General features: G+C 62.9%; 17 protein-coding genes and 1 pseudogene. 7 read left to right on the top strand and 11 right to left on the bottom strand.

Features of this window, described 5'->3' with window-relative positions:
* Position 1 precedes the first annotated feature (1 nt).
* Both E4662_RS07005 and ileS read right to left on the bottom strand, forming a co-directional pair.
* The gene (locus E4662_RS07005) at positions 2 to 481 is read right to left on the bottom strand and encodes a histidine phosphatase family protein (protein ID WP_136440825.1); all 480 of its coding nucleotides are present in this window, start codon (positions 479 to 481) and stop codon (positions 2 to 4) included.
* A gap of 381 nt (positions 482 to 862) precedes the next feature.
* Positions 863 to 3,763 (bottom strand): isoleucine--tRNA ligase, encoded by a 2,901-nt coding sequence (gene ileS, locus E4662_RS07000; RefSeq protein WP_136440824.1) that lies wholly within the window; start codon positions 3,761 to 3,763, stop codon positions 863 to 865.
* 257 nt (positions 3,764 to 4,020) lie between these two features.
* On the opposite strand from ileS, the gene E4662_RS06995 reads away from it, so the two are divergent.
* From E4662_RS06995 to E4662_RS06985, 3 genes are all read left to right on the top strand, one after another.
* On the top strand, positions 4,021 to 4,368 hold the full coding sequence (locus tag E4662_RS06995; RefSeq protein ID WP_136440823.1) for a hypothetical protein: 348 nt from the start codon (positions 4,021 to 4,023) through the stop codon (positions 4,366 to 4,368).
* Between the two features lie 63 nt (positions 4,369 to 4,431).
* Entirely contained in the window at positions 4,432 to 4,863 is a 432-nt protein-coding gene (locus E4662_RS06990; RefSeq protein ID WP_136440822.1) for a group III truncated hemoglobin, read from the top strand.
* A gap of 48 nt (positions 4,864 to 4,911) precedes the next feature.
* The gene (locus E4662_RS06985; protein ID WP_136440821.1) at positions 4,912 to 6,084 is read left to right on the top strand and encodes an FAD-dependent oxidoreductase; all 1,173 of its coding nucleotides are present in this window, start codon (positions 4,912 to 4,914) and stop codon (positions 6,082 to 6,084) included.
* Positions 6,085 to 6,127: 43 nt separating this feature from the next.
* Here E4662_RS06985 and E4662_RS24510 read toward each other — a convergent pair.
* The 6 genes and pseudogenes from E4662_RS24510 to E4662_RS06955 form a co-directional block, all read right to left on the bottom strand.
* Positions 6,128 to 6,376: pseudogene (locus tag E4662_RS24510) on the bottom strand (CBU_0592 family membrane protein); the annotation flags it as partial.
* A gap of 120 nt (positions 6,377 to 6,496) precedes the next feature.
* Positions 6,497 to 7,216, bottom strand: a complete 720-nt coding sequence (locus tag E4662_RS06975; RefSeq protein WP_136440820.1) for a VIT1/CCC1 transporter family protein — start codon at positions 7,214 to 7,216, stop codon at positions 6,497 to 6,499.
* Between the two features lie 64 nt (positions 7,217 to 7,280).
* Positions 7,281 to 9,968 (bottom strand): DUF2339 domain-containing protein, encoded by a 2,688-nt coding sequence (locus E4662_RS06970; protein ID WP_136440819.1) that lies wholly within the window; start codon positions 9,966 to 9,968, stop codon positions 7,281 to 7,283.
* Between the two features lie 73 nt (positions 9,969 to 10,041).
* Positions 10,042 to 11,058: a YcjF family protein gene (locus tag E4662_RS06965; RefSeq protein WP_136440818.1), complete on the bottom strand. Its 1,017-nt coding sequence runs from the start codon at positions 11,056 to 11,058 to the stop codon at positions 10,042 to 10,044.
* The gene (locus tag E4662_RS06960) at positions 11,051 to 11,512 is read right to left on the bottom strand and encodes a GNAT family N-acetyltransferase (RefSeq protein WP_338113496.1); all 462 of its coding nucleotides are present in this window, start codon (positions 11,510 to 11,512) and stop codon (positions 11,051 to 11,053) included. The genes E4662_RS06965 and E4662_RS06960 overlap by 8 nt, the downstream gene beginning before the upstream one ends.
* Positions 11,509 to 12,924: a YcjX family GTP-binding protein gene (locus E4662_RS06955; RefSeq protein ID WP_136440817.1), complete on the bottom strand. Its 1,416-nt coding sequence runs from the start codon at positions 12,922 to 12,924 to the stop codon at positions 11,509 to 11,511. The genes E4662_RS06960 and E4662_RS06955 overlap by 4 nt, the downstream gene beginning before the upstream one ends.
* A gap of 125 nt (positions 12,925 to 13,049) precedes the next feature.
* Between E4662_RS06955 and truA the strand changes: the two genes are divergently transcribed.
* Positions 13,050 to 13,826, top strand: a complete 777-nt coding sequence (gene truA, locus E4662_RS06950) for a tRNA pseudouridine(38-40) synthase TruA (RefSeq protein WP_136440816.1) — start codon at positions 13,050 to 13,052, stop codon at positions 13,824 to 13,826.
* Here the strand turns inward: truA and E4662_RS06945 are convergent.
* The 3 genes from E4662_RS06945 to E4662_RS06935 all read right to left on the bottom strand — a co-directional run bounded on the left by E4662_RS06945 (position 13,823) and on the right by E4662_RS06935 (position 16,892).
* Positions 13,823 to 15,343 (bottom strand): tripartite tricarboxylate transporter permease, encoded by a 1,521-nt coding sequence (locus tag E4662_RS06945; RefSeq protein WP_136440815.1) that lies wholly within the window; start codon positions 15,341 to 15,343, stop codon positions 13,823 to 13,825. The two genes, truA and E4662_RS06945, sit on opposite strands and share 4 nt — an antisense overlap.
* Position 15,344: 1 nt before the next feature.
* On the bottom strand, positions 15,345 to 15,836 hold the full coding sequence (locus E4662_RS06940) for a tripartite tricarboxylate transporter TctB family protein (protein WP_136440814.1): 492 nt from the start codon (positions 15,834 to 15,836) through the stop codon (positions 15,345 to 15,347).
* Between the two features lie 75 nt (positions 15,837 to 15,911).
* Complete coding sequence (locus tag E4662_RS06935; protein ID WP_136440813.1) at positions 15,912 to 16,892, bottom strand: Bug family tripartite tricarboxylate transporter substrate binding protein; 981 nt, start codon at positions 16,890 to 16,892, stop codon at positions 15,912 to 15,914.
* A gap of 109 nt (positions 16,893 to 17,001) precedes the next feature.
* Between E4662_RS06935 and E4662_RS06930 the strand changes: the two genes are divergently transcribed.
* Genes E4662_RS06930 through E4662_RS06920 form a run of 3 tightly spaced genes read left to right on the top strand, consistent with a single transcriptional unit; the run spans position 17,002 to position 20,026 of the window.
* A complete protein-coding gene (locus E4662_RS06930) occupies positions 17,002 to 17,667 on the top strand; it encodes a response regulator transcription factor (protein ID WP_136440812.1) in 666 nt (221 codons plus the stop codon).
* Positions 17,664 to 19,040, top strand: a complete 1,377-nt coding sequence (locus tag E4662_RS06925; protein ID WP_136440811.1) for a sensor histidine kinase — start codon at positions 17,664 to 17,666, stop codon at positions 19,038 to 19,040. Before E4662_RS06930 ends, E4662_RS06925 begins: the two co-directional genes overlap by 4 nt.
* Entirely contained in the window at positions 19,010 to 20,026 is a 1,017-nt protein-coding gene (locus E4662_RS06920; protein WP_136440810.1) for an ABC transporter substrate-binding protein, read from the top strand. Before E4662_RS06925 ends, E4662_RS06920 begins: the two co-directional genes overlap by 31 nt.
* Positions 20,027 to 20,106 lie beyond the last annotated feature (80 nt).

Genomic DNA, 20,106 nt, shown 5'->3' with positions numbered 1-20,106 from the left:
GTCAGTAGGTCTGGCGCTCGACGGTGACGTTGCCCGCCGCATCGCTGCGAATGAAGACCAGATCGCCATATTCCAGCGGGGCGTTACCGGGCAGGGCGAGGTCTTCCCAGATCTGCGCGATATTGCCCTTGTTGCCAACCCAGATCACCGTGCGCCCGGCTGCGGACCGGGTCAGGCGAGGGGTGGGGTTCTCCTGCGCTATCCGCTCGATCTCGAGGCCGCGCGCCGCCAGCAGCGGGGCGGCGGTGTCGAGGTTGCGCTGAATTCCGGGGCTGTGGATCGCGTCGAGCGGGGTGTCTGCCAGCACCGAGACCAGCAATTGCGCCCGCGCGCGGCCCGCATCGTTCAGATCCTCGCCAGAGCGCTCGGCGTGCCGGGTGATGATGATGGTCGAGTTGGGCGCAAGGCTGCCCCCGCCGCCGGTCGCGCAGGCAGCAAGAAGGGTTGCGGAACTGAGGGCGAGAAAATGACGGCGGCGCATTGGGGTCTCCGAAAATGGCTTTGACGTAAGGGAAGCGTAGCGCCGCTCGGAAAGGATGGGAAGGGTGTGGGGAAGGGTTTGGCCTTGAGCAGCCCTTCCACTCACCACAGGCGCGGAACAAGCCCGAAGGGCGCCGCGCCATCGACGGGCCGTCCCCGCGGCACGGCGATTGGGTTGTCGTATTGAGCGACACGTGACGAGCGCGCCAGTGACTTGGATAAATCGAGGGGATCAGAGGGAGGATCGCCGCACCACGGCCCGTCAATGGCGCGGCTTGTTCTCTAGTCGTGAGGTCCCGGATCAAGTCCGGGACGGGGGTGTGTCGAATGACCGCTTCAAACCAAAAGCCCCGCGACACTTGGCATCGCGGGGCTTTCTTTCTTATCCCAAAGCGTCGCTGCAGCGTTTGCAGGTGCCCGGGTGTTTGTGCTGGCCGACATCCGGCAGGAACTTCCAGCAGCGCTGGCACTTTGCCCCTTCGGCCTTTTCGAACACCACGCCGACCCCTTCGGTTTCCGGCACGCGGAAGGCTTCTGCCGGGGAGGGATCAGAGGTCAGGCTGACATCCGAGGTGATGATGACATCCTCGAAATCAACGGATTTGAGTGTCGCCAGCATGTCTTCCGAGACATGCACCACCGGCGCGGCCTCAAGCGACGACCCGATCACCTTGTCCGTGCGCTGTACTTCCAAAGCCGCCGTCACCACGCGGCGCGTGCGGCGGATGCTCTGCCATTTCGCGGCCAGGTCAGGGTTCAGCCAAGCGGCGGGGGTCTCGGGGATGTCCGTCAGGTGCACGGAGCTGTCATCACCGGGGAAACGCTCCAGCCAGACTTCTTCCATCGTGAACACGAGGATCGGCGCGAGCCATGTGGTCAGGCGGTGGAACAGGATGTCCATGACCGTGCGGGCCGAGCGCCGGCGCAGCGTGTCGCCATCGCAGTACAGGGCATCCTTGCGGATGTCGAAGTAGAAAGCCGAGAGGTCCAGCGTGCAGAAGTGGAAGATCTGGCTGAACACGCCTTGGAAGTCGTACTTCTTGTAGCCCTCACGCACCACCACATCCAGCTCCGCCAGACGGTGCAGGATATACTGCTCCAGCTCCGGCATATCCTCGGGAGCAACCTTCTGGCTCTCGTCGTAATGCGAGACCGCGCCGAGCATGTAGCGCATGGTGTTGCGCAGGCGGCGATAGCTGTCGGCGACGCCTTTGAGGATCTCCTGACCGATGCGAAGATCGGCGGTGTAGTCCGACTGGGCCACCCAAAGCCGCAGGATATCCGCGCCGTATTGCTTGGTCACATCCTCGGGCGCGACGGTGTTGCCCAAGGATTTGGACATCTTGTTGCCCTTCTCATCGAGCGTGAACCCGTGGGTCAGCACGCCGCGATAAGGCGCGCGTCCTTTGGTGCCGCAGGCCTGCAACATGGAGGAGTGGAACCAGCCACGGTGCTGGTCCGTGCCTTCAAGATACAGATCGGCGATGCCGTCCTTGGAGCCGTCTTCGCGATCGCGCAGAACAAAGGCGTGCGTAGAGCCGGAATCGAACCAGACGTCAAGAATATCAAAGACTTGCTCGTAGTCGTTCGGGTTCACGATATTGCCGAGGAACCGCTCCTTGGCGTTCTCCTGATACCACGCATCCGCGCCTTCGGCCTCGAAGGCTTCGGCGATGCGGGCGTTGATCTGCTCATTGCGCAGCAGGAAGTCCTCGTCCGTCGGCAGTGCACCTTTCTTGACGAAGCACGTAAGCGGCACACCCCAGGCACGTTGGCGCGAGAGCACCCAATCCGGGCGCGCTTCGATCATCGAATAGAGCCTGTTGCGCCCGGTTTGCGGCGTCCATTCCACCAGTTGGTCGATGGAGGTCAGCGCGCGTTCGCGGATCGTCTTGCCGTAGGTGTCCTGCCCGTCGTTCACGTCACGGTCGATGGCGGCGAACCACTGCGGCGTGTTGCGGAAGATCACCGGGGCTTTGGAGCGCCACGAATGCGGGTAGCTGTGCGAGATGCGGCCGCGCGCGATCAGCCCGCCCACTTCGACAAGCTTGTTGATCACGGCCGTGTTGGCTTTGCCCTCTTTGCCTTTGCGGTCAAAGACTTGCAGGCCCGCAAAGATCGGCACATGCGGCAGGAACTCGGAATCTTCGCCGACGTTATGCGTCATGCGGTCGATCCAGTTGCGCTTCACAAAGCACTCATAGTCGTCCGCACCGTGGCTTGGCGCCGTGTGTACAAAACCTGTACCCGCGTCGTCGGTCACGTGATCACCGTCGATCATCGGCACGTCGTAATCCCAGAAGCCGTCGGCTTCGGCGAGGCCCCGGAACGGGTGGGCGAGGGTCAGCGCGCCAAGCTCATCGGCGGTGACATCGCGCAGGCGGGTCCACTGGCCGGATTCAAGGCGGGATTTGCTCAGAACATCCTCTGCCAACGCATCTGCCAGAACGTAAGTGTCGCCAACCTTGACCCAGGATTCCTCCGGCGTGCCGGTGACCTCATAGAGGCCATAGGAGATGGACGGGTTATAGGCGACGGCCTTGTTCGAGGGGATTGTCCAAGGGGTGGTGGTCCAGATCACGATGCGGGCGTCGGCCAGCGCATCAGAGCCGGAGGCCACTTTGAACGGCACCCAGATCGTGTGCGATTTGTGATCGTGGTATTCGATCTCTGCCTCGGCCAGCGCGGTTTTCTCAACCGGGGACCACATCACCGGCTTGGAGCCTTGGTACAAAGTCCCGTTCATCAGGAACTTCATGAACTCTTCGGCGATCACCCGTTCGGCGTGGAAGTTCATGGTCAGGTAGGGATCGGGCCAGTTGCCCGTCACGCCCAGACGCTGGAATTCCTTGCGCTGCACGTCGATCCAGCCTTCGGCGAACTTGCGGCACTCCTGCCGGAAGTCGATGACCGGAACCTCGTCCTTGTTCTTGCCCTTCTTGCGGTACTGCTCTTCGATCTTCCATTCGATCGGAAGGCCGTGGCAATCCCAGCCGGGGATATAGCGCGCGTCATGGCCGAGCATCTGCTGGGACCGCACGATGAAATCCTTGAGCACCTTGTTCAGCGCGTGGCCGATGTGCAGGTTGCCGTTGGCATAGGGAGGGCCATCGTGCAGGACAAAATCGGGGCGGCCTTCTTTGGCGCGCAGGCGGTCATAGATGCCGATCTTTTCCCAGCGGTCGAGCCAGCCGGGCTCGCGCTTGGGCAGGCCCGCGCGCATCGGGAAATCGGTTTTCGGCAGGGCGAGGGTGTCTTTGTAGTCAGGCGTTTCGGCGCACATCTTGGGCGTCCTTCGGATATCGCAGTTCTGTCAGGGAGTGGAGGCGGCGCGGTGGTCCATACGCCTTGTCCCGGCGGCTCGTGTCGTCAGAGCGCCGGGCATATAATTCGAATGATGATCAGGTGCCGTGCCATCATGGGGGGCGTTATAGGCCCGTGTTGAGCCGGGGTCCAGTGTCTAGACCATTGCCGAATTGCACAAACCTTCCTAGTTTCGGGCAGGGGCTGCGCCGGCCCATTGGTTTGGAAGGTAAGGCTATGAAGAGACTAGGGGTTTTCCTGATCGCGCTGCAGATTGTCGCGCAGGGGGCCTGGGCGGATACCACGCTCTCGGGCAAAGACATCAAACGCTATTTGTCCGGGGCGACGGTGGTCTTTGAAGACGGCGACCAGAAATGGCTCTCCAATGGAAAAACCGTTGCGACCTTCTATTCGAGTTCCGGCCGGGATGTTGTGAACGGGTCCTGGACTGTCGAAAGGAACCGGCTGTGCGAGACGTTTCCGAACACGGGACGGGCTTGTGTCAAAGTGGTGATCCTGACAGGCGGCGACGTGCGGTTCATCCCAAGCAACGGCAATCATTACACCGGATCGAAAACGAACTGACCTTCGGCAACGCGACAATCGGCATTCTTGCGGTGTTTTCCGGGCGGGTCTATTCGAGTCTGCATGAGTCCGGCAAAGGAAACCGTCTTGGCTACGATCCCGCCCAAATTTGACATCTCCCGTGCCGAGATCGAACAGGTCGTGGCAACCTTCTATGACGCGGTGCGGCAGCATCCGGGGCTTGGACCAGTGTTTGCCGTGCACGTGGAAGACTGGCCGAGCCATGAGGCCAAGGTGGCGGATTTCTGGGCCAATGCGATCCTGCACGAGCGGGTCTATGACGGCAATCCGGTGGCGGTCCACCGCGACGCGGGGAACGTGCGGCCGGGCATGTTCGAGATCTGGCTTGGCCTGTTTGATAGCGTTCTGCGGCGGGAGTTGCGCGCGGATCAAGCAGCGTCCTGGTCAGCACTGGCGCATCGCATCGGGCGATCGCTGCGCGCAGGCGTGGTGGAAAAGATGCAGGGGCCGGGCGGGGTGCCGATTTTGCGGTAATGGGCTGAAACTCTTGGGAGGTTTTGGCCGGTACGAAAGGAGGAGAGCGTGCGTATAGCCGTGGCGGGAGCCGGGATCGGCGGGCTGGCAGTGGCGGCGGGTCTGGCGCAGTCAGGCCACGATACCACGATCTTTGACCAGTTCGAGGCGCCCGCACCGGTGGGGTCTGGGCTGGTGATCCAGCCGGTCGGCCTGACCGTGCTGGAATGGCTGGGCGCGAGCAAGGCGGCGCTGGCCAGCGGCAACAAGATCAAGCGCATGCTCGGGCATGAGGCGCGCAGCAGGCGCCCGGTGCTTGATGTGTCCTATGTTTCCAAACGCCGCGCGCGCTTTGGGCTGGCCATTCACCGCGCCGCGCTGTTCGAAGCCCTGTTCGAGACGGCCAAGGCCGCAGGCGCCCAGGTCATGCCGGGCAAGCGTGTCACCGCCGCTGAAAACGGACGACTGGACTTTGCAGATGGCACCTCGGAAGGTCCGTTTGATCTGGTGATCGACGCCTGCGGCGCAGGCTCGCCGCTGTCCACGCTGAAGGCCCGGCCTTTGGACTATGGCGCGCTTTGGGCCACGGTGTACTGGCCGCAAACGGTTTTGCCGCGCAATGAGCTTCGGCAGATGTACCGCCGGGCCGACAGGATGGTGGGGGTTTTGCCCATTGGCACCGTACCGGGGCAGGTCGGGCGCAAAGCGGCGATCTTCTGGTCTTTGCCGCAAGCGGATCACGACAAATGGCGCTCGGATGGGCTGGCCGCGTGGCGGCAGGAGGCCGAGACGCTTTGGCCCGATTTCGCACCCTTTGCCGAGCAGATCACCGATCCGGACCAGATGACCATGGCCCGCTACAGCCACGGCACGCTGGCCCATCCCGATGGGGACGGCATCATTCACATCGGGGACGCGGCGCACCGCGCCAGCCCGCAGCTGGGTCAGGGCGCGAACATGGCGTTGCTGGATGCCTGGGCGGTGGTTCTGGCGCTGAAAGTGGCGCGCGGCGATGCCGAACTGGCCGCGACCTATTACGCCCGCGCGCGCCGTTGGCATGTGCGGGGCTACCAGTTGATGAGCTGGGCGTTTACGCCGCAGTATCAATCCGATAGCCGCGTGCTGCCGGTTCTTCGGGATCGCATTCTCTTCCCGTTGTCGCGCGTGGCGCCTGTGCCGTCCATTCTGACGCGGCTGGTCTGCGGGGATCTTTTGCCGCCGCACGGCTCGCTGCGCGCGTAGCCGCATCAGCCCGTCGATCAGAGCGCCGATGCGCCAGGCGCAGGACGATGGCAGGAATGCTCATGGTGATCCAGAACATCTGAATCAGGGCGGAGGCGAGATTGAACTCGTGCGACAGTGAGATGAGCACCATGGTGGCCGCGGTGAGATTGCCGAGGAAATAGCGGATCTGATCGGAATGGACGATGCGCAGGCTGAGGCAGGTGTACATTGCCACGTAAAGGGCAAATCCCAAAAGGCCGACAAATTGGTAGTGCGCGGCGTCCAGCGCCACGGGGAAGAAATCTGTCATCGCAATACCTGAAATAGGGTTCGAATGATTTGAGTAGGAAGTCTTTAAAAATATGCTCTGAGCCTACGCAGTACGCGGGGCCCGCCCAAGTCAGGTTTTCCGTACGAAGCGCGCTATTGCTCAGATCGAAAAGAGCGAACCAACCGCATAGGCAATCCCCGCCGCCGCCGCCCCGATAGACAGGGTTTCAAGCCCGGAACGCCACCAGGGGCTGAGCGACCAGCGGGCCTTCAGCGTGCCGATGGCAAAAAAGCTGGCAAGGGTCAGGCCAACGGACCAGTGAAAGGCGCTGGCGGCGGAGGCGAGAAATGGCAGCAGCGGGATAGCCCCGGCGATCAGGAACGCCGCAAAGGTGACAAGGGCCGCGCGCATGGGCTGCGGGTCCACCTGTGACAGGCCATATTCCCCTTCGAGCATTGCCGCGATCCACTTTTCGCGCTGGCCCGCGATTTGATCCGTGGCGTCCTCGAGCGTCTGACCGGACAGGCCTTTCTGCGCCAGAATGCTGCGCAACTCGCGCCGCTCGCCCTCGGGGTTGTCCCGGATGTGGCGTTCTTCGACCGCGCGCAGGCGTTTGATGTCGTCAAGTTCCGCCTTTGTCGCGGAGTAATTCCCGGCAGCCATGGAAAACCCGTCGGCCAGAACATTGGCCAACCCCAAGGCCACGATGATCAGCGGTGACAAACCGGCCCCTGCGACACCGGCGACAATGGCAAAGGTAGTCACTGCGCCATCAATAGCGCCATAGACGACATCGCGCAAATCGCCGCGCCCGGGCGGAGCGCTGAGGCGGGCGTCGATTTCGGCCTGACTGTGGCCGTGGTCCGTTGGCTGGCTCATGGGGCTGGCTCACGTTGTTTGTGTCACCTTAGTCTCGTGGCGTCCGGAGCCGCCTTGAGACAGGTCAATCCTCTGTCGCGCGGGTCTGAACCCAGCGGTTGAACCACGCAAGTCCGGCCAAGGATAGCCCCAGAAGCAGGAAAGAGAACACCCGCACCAGCCCGGACAGACCGGAGATGTCGATCACAAACACCTTGGCAACCGCAAGCGCGATAATGGCAACGCCCGCGTGGCGCAGCGCGTCGGACCGCTTGGCAAGGGCTTGATAGAACAGCAAAGCGCCGGTCAGCAGCAGAGCCACCGTGTAGGTATAAAGCTCCGGTTGCCCCATGCCATTTTCCAGGTTCATCCCCGCGCCGCCCTGCCAGACATGGCGGATGGTCAACACCGCCCAGATTGTCGCCAGAAGCCCGCCAGCCCCGGCAAGGCTGATGCGCAGATTGCGCGGCTGCGCCGTCAGACGCCAGGCCGTCAGGCCGAGGAAAGCGGCAGGCAGCAGGTAGGCCGGAATGAGCGTGGTCAACAGTGGCTGGCCGAGCACGGTTTCATCAGACAAAAGCGGGTTCAGATCGGTCAGAATCACAAAGAGCAACACCCCCGCGATCAGGCCGAATAGCCCGGCCAGCGCGATGCGCAGCGGCTTCAGCCAACCGCCGATTTCCTGCCGGAACAACTGCGCCATGGCCACGCCAATCCAGATCGCGGCCATGAGGCCAAGGCCCCAATGGGTGTCCAGCCCGCTCTGCGGGGCAAAGGCGCGGATCACGTGGAACAGCGTCAGGCTGAGCGTCATGCCGGCGGTCGACCAGGCGGCGCTTTCCAGGAAGATCGTGGCTTTCGGGCGCTCCCGAGCGCGCAGCAGCACGAAACCGGTCAGTAACGCCGCAAGACTGCCGCCATAGGCCAGCAGCATGGGAAATATCCCGGTCTCGGTGGCCCAGGGCAGGCCCGGTTCGATGGTGAGGCGCAGGCCCAGCCCGACCACCCCGGCGGCGATATAGGCCCCCATGAGGGGCAGATCAAAACGCCGGTCGAGCGCCGCTGCGGCCAGAATGGTGGCAGCGATGGCGAGGGTCAGGGCCGTGTCCGTCAGCGTGATCGCCAGCGCAAAGGCAAGACAGGCCAGAGCCGAGAGGATGGGCAGCGATATGCGGGCCTTATCCGCAGGGTCCTGCTTGGCAAAGCGCTCTGCCATCAGGGTCATGACCGCGCCAAGGGCAAGACCGTGCAGCGCCCAGGGGTAGGCGCCGATGAACTCCGACGGCGCGCGCATGGCTTCCAGCAGCAGCCCTGCCAGCGGCGCGATCAGCGCGGCGGCCCCGGCCCAGATGATCCGGTTTTCGCTGCCCCGCAAAGCGCGCAGGGCGAAGGTCGCGGAGATCAGCGTGGCGATGCCAACCAGAAGCGTCACCGTCAGGGGGAAGGGGTTTTCGGTTTGCGTTGCAGTCTCCGCCAGATGGTCTGAAAGCGCTCGGAACACCGGCCCGTTCAGGTTGTCCAGACCGATCAATGCGACGGCCAGCGCGGCGGGCGGCAGGGCGTGATCCTGCAGCGCCGGAGCCTTCAGCGACCAAAGCGCAAAGAGCATGGCAAGTCCGGCGGTAAGGCCAAGCGCGGTCCAGTAGCTGGCAACGCTGGTCTGGCTGATGAGCAGCAGCGCCGGGATCGCCGCCAGCACGGTGCCGAGCGACAGCCTTGCCGGGAAGATCGGCCAGTCGGCACGGCGCAGGACGGTTTCCAGAAAACTCGGGCCGCCATGATCCGGCGCAAGGCTGCGCGCCGGGATGAGCGTGGCCAGCAGGGTCAAGGCGGCAGCAAAGGCGCCAAAAGCTATGGCAAACGACTCTGTCTCCTGAACACCGGCGAGCAGAAGCCAACCCGCTCCGATGCCAAGCGCAAGGGAGAGGACCGAAATCCACGCCCAGCGGCGCAGCGTGTCGATCCCCAGACCAAGCGCTGTAATCAGAGCGAAGTAGGGCAAGACGGCTTCGGGAATGTCAGACGAGCCTCCCACGAGGAAAGGCGCGGCCATGCCGCCGATCAGGCTGATCGCCGCCAGAAGCGGCCCGTGGATCCAGCCCAGTACCAGCCCCCCGGCGGCGATGGCCGCAAGGGTCGCAAAGGCTGGCATCGGGCTTATCAGATCGTACAAAAGCCGCGCGGCGGTCACCCCGCCAAAGAGCGAGACAAGCCCTGCACCGGACAGGACAGACGGCAAGTAGGCCGTGCTGCTGGTCTCATCATCACCGAACCGGCGGCGAATCCACTCGCCCGCGCCGATCAGCACTGCGCCAAAGCCCAACGCAGCGGCAACCCGCGCGGCAGGCGGAAGCAGCCCGTGTTCGATGCCGTATTGCACGAAAAACAACCCGGCGAGAGCAAGTGAAGCGGCAGCGGCGGCATAAAACCAGTTCTCGCGCAGCCATGATTGCAACGCATTCAACCGGTCACGGCGGAAAACGGTCGCTTTGCTCGGCTTGGCGGCCCGCTCAAACGGCGACGGGGCGGCGTCTTCGGGGGCAGGGGAGATAGATGGAGGCGCTTCGGAGGCCTGTGCTTTGGGCTCATCAGCGACAGTGGGGTCGGAAACCGGTGTATGGGAGAGCACCGCGTTTGGCGCGCCGCCGAGCTGCGCCTGCAATGCGCGGACCTGCCGTTTTAGGCCGCTTACCGCGATCAACAGGTAGATGATCGCCACCGGCACAGCCAGAAGCGCTATGATGATCAGGGCGATGATGGCGTCGTCACTCACGATGAACCCTCCGGCCGTGTGCCTTGGAGTTTATCGCAAGCCCCCGCAGCCGAAAGGTCGGTTTTTCCACACCTCAGCTGGTGGATTTTTCCTTGGAAAACAGACCGCTCAACGCCGTGCGCACAATGCCGCGCGCCGATGGGCGCTTGTCTTCGGAGAAAGGCAGCGGGCGGCAAACCTCCATGGCGGCAACCCCCACACGGGCGGTCAATGCGCCGTTGACCAGACCTTCGCCGAACCGGCGGGACAGCTTGCCCAACAGACCGCCACCCAGAATTGGCTCTAGCATGTCGTCTCCAACCGCAACCGCGCCCGTGGCCACAAGATGGGACATCACGGCGCGGGTCAGGCGAATGGAGCCAAGCGTGCCGGAGCGGCCGCCGTAGATCTCTGCAATGCGCCGGATCATCCGCAGGTTTGACGTGAGCGCGGCCATGACATCAGCGAGCGCCAGAGGCACCAGAGCTGTGACCGTCGCGACCTGCCGCGCGGCGGCTTCGACTTCGGTGCGGGCGGCGGCATCGAGCGGGGTGAGCAGCTCATGTTCGGCCAGATCGAGCAAGGCTCCGGCGTCAAACACCTCGCCCTCGCGCTCTGCAAGCCGTTCGCGGCCCCAGCGTGTCTCGTCACGCCCTGCATACAGCGCCTTGAGCTTGGTCACGGTGCCCTTTGCTGCCTTCATGTCCTGCGCTGCCCGCGCGGTCTCCGCCTCGTGGTGCAGAGCGTCAATCCGGGCGAGGCGGGAGAAAGCGGCGAGTTCCTTGATGGCGATCAGCGCAAGTGTGATCACAAACAGGCCCATGAGCACCGCAACCGCATAGCCAAGCAGTGGTGTCGTCGCGATCAGGCCGGTGACGTAAGTCCAGGCAGCGATCGAGGTGAGTGTCCCAATCAGCGCCACCAAGAGCCGCCAGAACCACCGCGCGAGAACAGAAGGCTCTCGCGCCGCCAGCGCCGCTGCCGTGGCCATGGCCTGGCCGGTTGGGGCATCCATGGGGCGCAATTCGGGGACAGGCGGGGCCTCGGATGGCGAGGGGGAACCGGCGTCTTCTTCGAGGTTGATCAGAACAGGGCCTTTGGGATCAGTCATTTACGCCTCCATTGGGCCTTTGCCAGACATAGCGGATATCCGGCAGCTTTTCGTCGTTTGTAGCTCCGTCCGTGCGCTCGGCTTCGGAAAACCCTTCGCGTTCATAGAACCGCTGCGCCCCGGTATTGGCCTGAAAGGTCCAGAGTTCCAGCAACGATGCGCTCTCCTTGGCGTGGTCGAGAAGAGCCTTGCCGGCACCTTGCCCACGCTGCTCGGGGTCGACGTAAAGCGCGTGGATCGTTTTGTGATCACAGGCCAGAAAGCCGAAAGGCCCATCACCACGGTCCGCCACGGTGACCCAACCCCGATCAATCAAACCGCCCATATGGCTGATATCTTCAGCGCGCGAATGCAGGCGTGGCATCCAGTCCGTTTCATCGGTGAAGCCGGAGAGGATCGCCCCCAGGCGCAGCGCGTCACGTGGTTCGCCGGGACGGAGGTGGCCTGTGATCACAACCGATCTCCGATCAGGAACTGGGCTGCGCGGTCAAGCCGGATATGCGGCGGGCCTTCGCCCGGTTTCAGGGTCAGCCGCGAGGGCGCAAAGCGCATGATCTTGTAGTCCTGATCGAGCCAGCTCTCCGCACCTTCCCGCGCAGGCGCGAGCAGATGGCCGGGGTCTTCGGGCAGGTTTCCGGGATAGAAGGCAGCTTGTTTTCCGGTGTCGAGCAGCGTGCCGCGCACGCAGTCAAGCTCTTGCCCGGAATGGGAAATTGTCTGTTCCGTGGTGGCGCGCAAGGCGGCGATGGACATGGCTTCGGTTTCTGCCCCCGAAAACCGAGCGCGATCACGCGCGTCGCGCACCAAGGCTTCCATGATGCCTGTCAGCCGGGGGTGCTGCGTGTGGTGCAGATGGTCCGCCTTGGTCGCGGCAAACAGGATTTTTTCCACGCGTTTGCCAAGCAAAAGCTGGGTCAGGAAGGCATTTGCCCCGGGGCGAAACGCGCCGAGAATGTCGGCCATGGTCTGGCGCAGGTCCTCCACCGCGCGGGGTCCGGCATGGATCGCGCCAAGCGCATCCACAAGCACCACCTGACGGTCAATGCGAGAAAAGTGATTGCGGAAAAAGGGCCGCACAACCCGAGACTTATAGGCCTCGAACCGCCGCTCCATTTCCCGCCAGAGGCTTCTGCGCGGCGGACGGTCCTGAGGTGGCAGCGGGGCGAAGGTGAGCACAGGCGAGCCAGCCAGATCGCCGGGAAGCAGGAACCGCCCCGGCGAACAATCGGAAAACCCGGCCTCTCGCGCGGTGTTCAGCGCCTTCGTGTAGGTTTCCGCGAGCGCCCGCGCGCGGGTCTCTTCAAATCCGGCTGTAGCGTCTTCGGCCTGCGCCATGGCGACAAACTCCGGCCCGTCGGGTCTTTGCGCCATGCGCTCCAACATGTCCTTCGACCAATCGGCGTAAGACTTTTCCAGAAGCCCAAGATCTAGCAGCCATTCGCCCGGGTAATCGACGATATCAAGGTGCACTGTGCGCGGGCCCTGCAGGCCGGAGAGCATGCCGTTTGGCTTGATTTTCAAGGACAAACGCAGTTCCGAGACCGCGCGTGTGCTGTCTGGCCACGACGGCGATGTAGAGGTCAGCGCACCGAGGTGCGTTTCATAATCAAACCGGGGCAGCGTGTCGTCGGGCTGGGGTTGCAGGTAGGCGGCGAGGATGCGCGATTCCGTTTGCGCGACGAGCTGCGGCATCCGCCCACGATCGAGCAGATTGGCGACCAAAGAGGTGATGAACACCGTCTTGCCTGCGCGCGACAGGCCGGTGACGCCGAGCCGGATAACCGGCTCGAACAACACGCCGGAAACGGTATCCGTGACGTTTTCCACGCTGCGTGTGAGCGTGTCGGCGATGGTTCCAATGACCACGGGTGGCTGCCCCTCGTTTTCTGCCTTCGGTGGCAAGATAGGCACGGACGCAGCGACACACCAGAGGCGGGCGAGGGGGAAATGCGCCGTTGCCTTGCCCGATGGGGCGCGTTATGGCGCGGGCCATGCCCAGATATGCTTTGCTCGTGGAATATGACGGACGCCCCTTTGCCGGATGGCAGCGTCAGGCAGATCAGCCTTCGGTTCAGGGGGCGATCGAAGCCGCGTTGGCGCGGCTGGAGCCACGCGAGCACACTATTGCCGCCGCCGGGCGCACCGATGCGGGCGTTCATGCGCGGGGGCAGGTGGCCCATTGCGATATGGAAAAAGACTGGGACCCGTTCCGGCTCTCTGAAGCTTTGAACTACCATCTCAAACCGGCCCCGGTGGCGATCCGCGCCTGCGTACAGGTGGCGGATGACTGGCACGCCCGGTTCTCCGCCGTAGAGCGCCGCTATCTCTTTCGCCTGCTGATGCGCCGCGCGCCTGCGACGCTGGAAGACGGAACGGTCTGGCGGGTGAACCACGATCTCGATGCAAAGGCGATGCAGGCCGGCGCGGATTTTCTGCTCGGGCAACACGACTTCACCACCTTCCGCTCGGTGATGTGCCAGGCCAAATCACCGGTGAAGACGATGGACGAAATTCGGGTGGAGCGCGTCGAGGATTTTGGCGGGCCGGAAATCCATTTTTCGCTCCGCGCGCGCTCGTTTTTGCACAATCAGGTGCGCAGCATCGTGGGCACATTGGAACGCGTTGGTGCTGGGGCTTGGGAAGCGGACGATGTGCGCAAGGCTTTAAATGCAAAAGACCGGGCCGCATGTGGCCCGGTCTGTCCGCCGTTTGGATTGTACCTAATGGGGGTTGGATACCCTGATCCGGTCTTTGAGACCGGGGATTAATCCCCGTCAGCCACGCCTTCTGCACGGTTGCGCGCGCGACGCTGGCGATAGCTGGGCAGGACCACGAGGATCACGGCCAGAACCAGAAGGGCCAGTGTCATGGGGCGCTCCCAGATGAAGCCGATCCCGTCATAGAGCTGCATGGCGCGGGAGAAGTTGTTCTCCAGCAACGGCCCCAGAATGAAGCCGATCAGCAGCGGCGCCAGCGGATAGTCCGCAAAGCGCAGCAGCGTGGCGCAGACCCCGAAACCGACAAGGATCAGAAGTTCGGTCGCGTTGTTCTGCCCGATGTAGGCCCCCATCAGCGTAAAGAAAAGGATGAAGGGGATCAGGTAGTTGCGCGGAACCGCCAGCACCTTGGCGATGTAGGGGATCAGCGGCAGGTTCAGGATCAGCAGGACGAGGTTGCCCAGGTACATGGAGATGATCACGGCCCAGAAAATCTGCGGCTCGTCGATCATCAGGCGCGGCCCCGGCGAGACGTTCAGCGCGATCAGCGCGCCGAGCAGAATGGCCGTGGTGCCCGAACCGGGGATGCCCAGCGTCAGCAGCGGCACAAACGAGCCGGTGCAGGCCGCGTTGTTGGCGCTTTCGGGTGCAGCGATGCCTTTGACCGAGCCTTTGCCGAACTGTTCCTGCTCTTCCTTCGAGGCAATGTTGCGCTCAACGGCGTAGCCGAGGAAAGACGCGATGGTCGCGCCAGCGCCCGGCAGAACCCCGATGAAGAAACCCTGAATAGATTGCCGGCCAATGACCGGGGTGATGCGCTTGGCTTCGTCCTTCGTGATCCGCAGGTCCTTGATCTCATTGCTGGCGCCGTCGCCGGTTTTGGAGCGGTTCGGATCCAGGACCAGGTAGATCGCTTCGGGCAGGGCAAACATGGCCATGGCCAGCGTGATAAAGCCGAAGCCCGATTGCAGGTCCATGATGCCCATGGTGAAACGCGGGGCGTTGAACAGGACGCCTTCGCCAACCGTGGCCATGATCAGCCCGAGAAAGGTCATCAAAAGCGCCTTGGAGACCTGTCCCGTCCCGGCAAAGGCCGCGATGGCGGACAGGCCCACGACCATCAGGGCGAAATACTCGGACGAATGGAACAGCAGGGCGACAGAGGCCAGCGCCGGGGCAAACACCATGAGCAGAACCGCGCCCACCGTGCCGCCTGCAAAACTGGAGATCGCGGCGACGGTCAGGGCCTTGCCCGCCTTGCCCTGCCGGGTCATCGGGTAGCCGTCGAAACTCGTCGCGACGGTTGAGGCAACGCCCGGCGCATTGATCAGGATCGACGAGGTCGAGCCACCAAAGACCGCCCCGTAATAGACGCCCGCCAAGAGGATCAGCGCAGCGGAGGGATCTCCGATGGTGATGGCGACAGGGATCATGATTGCGATGATCGACATCGGGCCGAGGCCCGGCAGCATGCCGATGAATGTGCCGATCAGACAGCCGCCGATCACCATGAGGATGTTGGTAAAGGTAAAGGCCGTTGCGAGGCCTGTCATCAGTCCTTCGAGCATGTCAGACCCCGTTCATAAAGGAAGGCAGCGGGCTCAGGAAGATGCCGAGCACCGCATCGACGAGATACCAGATGAACCCTGCAGCAATGGCAGCAACCACGGCCATGAGCACATACCGACGCTCGCCGAGGATGTAGCTGCCGGCGGTCAGGAACAGGAACGTGGCCCCAAGGAACCCCAGCGGTCGCAGGAGCAGCGCGTAAGCCACCATCAGGCCCAGAAGCATGAGCGCCTGACCAACCTTGTATTCGCCCAGCCGCGACAGGTTGATGTCAGCCGGATCGGTTTTCTCGGGCGTTTTTTCGAGGTTCAGCAGCACGCTGAGCGACATCAGGATACCACCGATCGCCAGAACCTTCGGGAAGGTTGAGGGCCAGATGGGCCGTTGCTTCATGATGGGTGGCAGCAACTGGTCCATGGTGAAATAAGCTGCATAGCCATAGGCCAGACACAGCATCAAGATGACAAGCGCAATCCAGCGATCTATCGCCATCTTCCCCTCCCTTGTTTGAAATGATGCGCCCGGAAAGATCCGGCCGCATCGCGTTTTGTTATTGGTTTTAGGTGCTTAGAGGAAGCCGAGCTTCTTCATCAGATCGCCGATGACCTGTTCCTGGTTTTCCAGGAAGGAGCGGAAATCATCGCCCGGGTTGTGGATGTTCACCCAGCCGTTGCGCGCGCGCACCTCTTCCCACTCGGGCGTGTCGTACATCTTGGCGATGGCGTCCTGGTACATGGCCAGTTTGTCATCGGGCAGACCCGGAGCCGCGAAGAAGCCGCGCCAGTTGACGAAGGTGGTGTCGTTGCCTTGCTCGACCATGGTCGGGGCGTCGGCATACGCCGAAACACGCTCGTCCGCGGTCACGCCGATGATGCGCACTTCACCGGCCTTGGCCAGTTCGACGGCTTCGGAGAAACCGGTGGAGACCGCCTGTACTTCGCCGGAGAGCAGACCCGCCATGGTGGCGCCGCCACCGTCATAGGGCACGTATTTCATCGCAACCGGATCGGCACCCGCAGCCTGCATGACCATGGCTGCCACAAGGTGGTCCATGCCGCCGGGCACGGAGCCCCCACCCACGGCAACCTTGCCGGGGTCCGCCTTGAAGGCGTCGATCAGACCGTTCAGGTCCTGAATGTCGCTGTCGGCCGAGACGACCAGCGCGGCATAGTCGCCGATGGTGCCGGAGACGAGCGTCAGGTCGCGGAAGCTTTGCGGGAACACGCCGGTGAGCGAGCGGATCACGATCGGGGTCGAGTTGACCATCAGCGTGCCGTGGTTGCTCGCTGCGTTTTCGATCAGGTAGCCGATGGCCTTGCCGCCGCCGCCGCCGGACATGTTTTCATAAGACGCGGATCCAACCAGACCGGCGCCGGTCAGGGCTTCGCCCGTGCCGCGCGCGGTGCCGTCCCAACCGCCGCCAGCGCCGCCCGGGATCAGGAAGTGGATGCTGTCAACAACTTGATGCCCATCGGCAAAGGCCGGGCCAACAAGGCCCATGGATGCCACGGCTGCGAATAGGGCGCGACGGCCCATCTTGATTGTCATTCGATTGTCCTCCCATTTGACAACGGCGGCTCTGGCCGCTCATGCTCGGGAAGAGTGGCAGTCCTTTCTGACACAAACCTGACACGTCCCCAGAGGCCCGAAAAAGCCGATGCGCTACCTGCTGATCGAAGACAACGAAACCCTGGCGCGCGCGGTTGTGGACAGGCTGGTTCTGGATGGGCATGTGGTCGATCATGCCGAAGACCTCGCAACAGCGGCGGACTATACAGCGACCACGGATTACGATTTGATTTTGTTGGATATTATGCTCCCCGATGGGGACGGAAGAACCTTCCTCGCGCAGCGGCGGAGCGCGAAATCCCGCACGCCGGTGATCGTTCTGACCGCCCGTTCAGAGGTGTCGGATCGCGTCGGCTTGCTGGATCTCGGGGCGGATGATTACATGGTCAAACCTATTGACTTCTCCGAGCTGGAAGCACGCTGCCGCGCTGTGCTTCGGCGGCGCGGTGGTGAGGCGCGCAACGTGATCTCCTTTGGTGATCTGGAGTTTGATTCGCTGGCCGGGACCTTGAAAATCGACGGCTCCGAGACCAGTTTGCGCACCCGCGAGTTGCGGCTATTCGAGATATTCATCAACGCGCCGAACCAGCTTTTCTCCAAATCGAAACTCGTCGATCGGCTATTTTCCTATGACGAGGAAGCGTCGGAAAACGCGATCGAGGTTTACGTGGGCCGATTGCGGCGGCGGCTGGAAGGGTCAAACGTGTCCATCACAACCGTGCGCGGGTTGGGGTACAAGCTGGAACAACGATGAGCGGGCCGAGAACAACAGGCTCGATCCGGCAACGGCTTCTGGTGCTGCTCCTGCTCGGCGCGGCGGTGATTGCGGTGCTTTTGTATCTCGTGGTGCAATCGGTCGCGCGCCAGATTGCACAGGAAAGCCAGGACAACATCCTCGCCGCCTCCGCTATTTCCATCCTGGACAGCACGCGGGTGAAGGGCGGCGAGTTGTCGATTGATCTGCCGTACTCGGCGCTGTCCATGCTGGGCAGTGTGACCGACGAACGCGCGTTCTATGCCATCCGCCTGAACGATGGGTTCCTGTCCGGCTATGAGGATCTGCCGGTGTCCGGAGACTACGGCGGGGCCGCCACCGCGTTTCGCTCTGCAACCTACCTTGGCGAGGACATTCGCATCGCATCGACCAGACGCAGTTTTTCGACCGACGAAGGGCAGGCTCTGCTGGAGATATCCGTGGCGCAGACGCTTGCGGGCATGAACCGCACGCTGGCGCGGATCACGCGAATATCGCTGCTGGTCGGGTTCGGATTCTTCGTTCTTTCGGCGCTGATGGCGCTGTTCATCGCGCGCAGTACCATTCGCCCGCTGCACCGCCTTACGGAATCCGTTTCGCGCCGGGGGCCAAGCGATTTGCGGCCCGTCGCGGCCCCTGTGCCCAGTGAGATGGCACCTTTGGTTCTGTCGCTGAACAAGCTGATGGCGCGGCTGCAATACTCGCTGACCCGCTCCGAGGATTTCATCGCGGAGGCGGCCCATCGCGTGCGCACGCCTTTGGCCATTCTGCGCACGCAGGCTGAAATCACGCTCCGAAGGGTCGAAAAGCCCGAGAACCGGCAGGCGGTGCGCGAAATGATCCGCGCCATTGATGAAAGCTCGCGCACGGCGGGTCAGTTGCTCGACCATGCGATGGTGACTTTTCGGACAGACAGCTTGTCGCGCGAGGATGTGGCGCTGCATGCGCTCGTGCAGGACACGGTTGATCGTTTGGGGCCACTGTCGGAGTTGAAGGAGGTCAGCATCGAGACCGCGCGTCTGGACGAGGCCGTGGTGCCCGGTGATGCGATCCTGTTGCAGAACGCGCTGCACAATCTTCTGGACAACGCGATCAAATACGCCAGCCGCAATTGCCGCGTGACAGTCTCTCTCGCGCGCAGCCCGTCGCAGGCGACGATCACCGTTTCGGACACGGGGCCCGGCTTTCCGGATGGGGGCTCGGTGAAGCTTCTGGACCGGTTCGCACGGGGCGACAATGCCGGTAGCGTGGTGGGCTCGGGGCTTGGGCTGACCATCGTCAAGGAAATCGTTCTTGCCCACGGCGGTGAGATGGAGCTGAAAAACAACGAAGAGGGCGGCGCATGCGTGGTCTTATCCTTTCCATTGGCCTGATCTGGCTGGCGAGTTTGTCGTCCGCGTTCGAGGTCGAAGACCACGCGGTGTTTGGCGATCAGGACGCCGGTCAGGTGCTGCGGATCATCTCGACCGCCGACATCGCGTTCTTCGAGCCGATGATCCTGTCCTATCTCGAAAGCCATCCGGGGGTCGCGGTGGACTACACCGTGGCCGGATCGTCCGAGTTGATGCGCGCGCTTTACGATGAAGGGCTGTCCTTTGATCTCGCGATCTCCAGCGCGATGGACCTTCAGACCAAGCTTGCCAATGACGGTCAGGCGCTCCGGCATAGCTCGGACCAGACGCAGGACCTGCCGGATTGGGCGGTGTGGAACGAGATGGTCTTTGCCTTCACGCAAGAGCCCGCGGCATTTGTCATATCAAACGAGGCTTTCGCGGATCTGCCGCGCCCGGAAAGCCGCCAGCAGCTGATCACGATCCTGCGTCAGAACCCGGAGATTTTCCATGGTCGCGTTGGCACTTACGACATTCGCGCGTCCGGTTCGGGCTACCTGTTTGCGACGCAGGATGCGCGCACCTCTGACACCTATTGGCGGCTGACGGAGGTCATGGGCACATTGGCGCCGAAGCTGTATTGCTGCACGTCGGACATGATTGAGGATGTGGCCAGCGGCAAGCTCGCCATCGCCTACAACGTGCTGGCCAGTTACGCGGAGCAGAGCGAGCACGCGGATGCTTTCACGATCATTCTGCCGTCGGATTTCGCCATCGTCATGCTGCGCTCCATGCTGATCCCGAAGTCGTCGCAGGACCCGGAACTGGCGGCTGGATTCCTGGATTTTGTCCTTGGGCAAACCTTTCCACGCGGGATTTCACCCCTGCTGCAATCGAACTCGCTCGAACAGGCCAACGAAAGTGCGCTGCACCGCATTCGTCTGGGGCCGGGTCTTTTGGTTTACCTCGACCAGTTCAAGAACCGCAGTTTTCTTGCGGAATGGGAAAACGCGATATTGCAGGAGTAGCCGCCAGCGTCCTGTCAGGATACGCAGATAGGAAGGCGCGGGCTGGGCGGCGATTCCCCTGCCACCGCGTGAAACCCACC

The organism is Pacificoceanicola onchidii (assembly GCF_004804335.1).
Taxonomy (GTDB): domain Bacteria; phylum Pseudomonadota; class Alphaproteobacteria; order Rhodobacterales; family Rhodobacteraceae; genus Pacificoceanicola; species Pacificoceanicola onchidii.
This window is presented reverse-complemented; position numbering and strand designations above follow the sequence as displayed.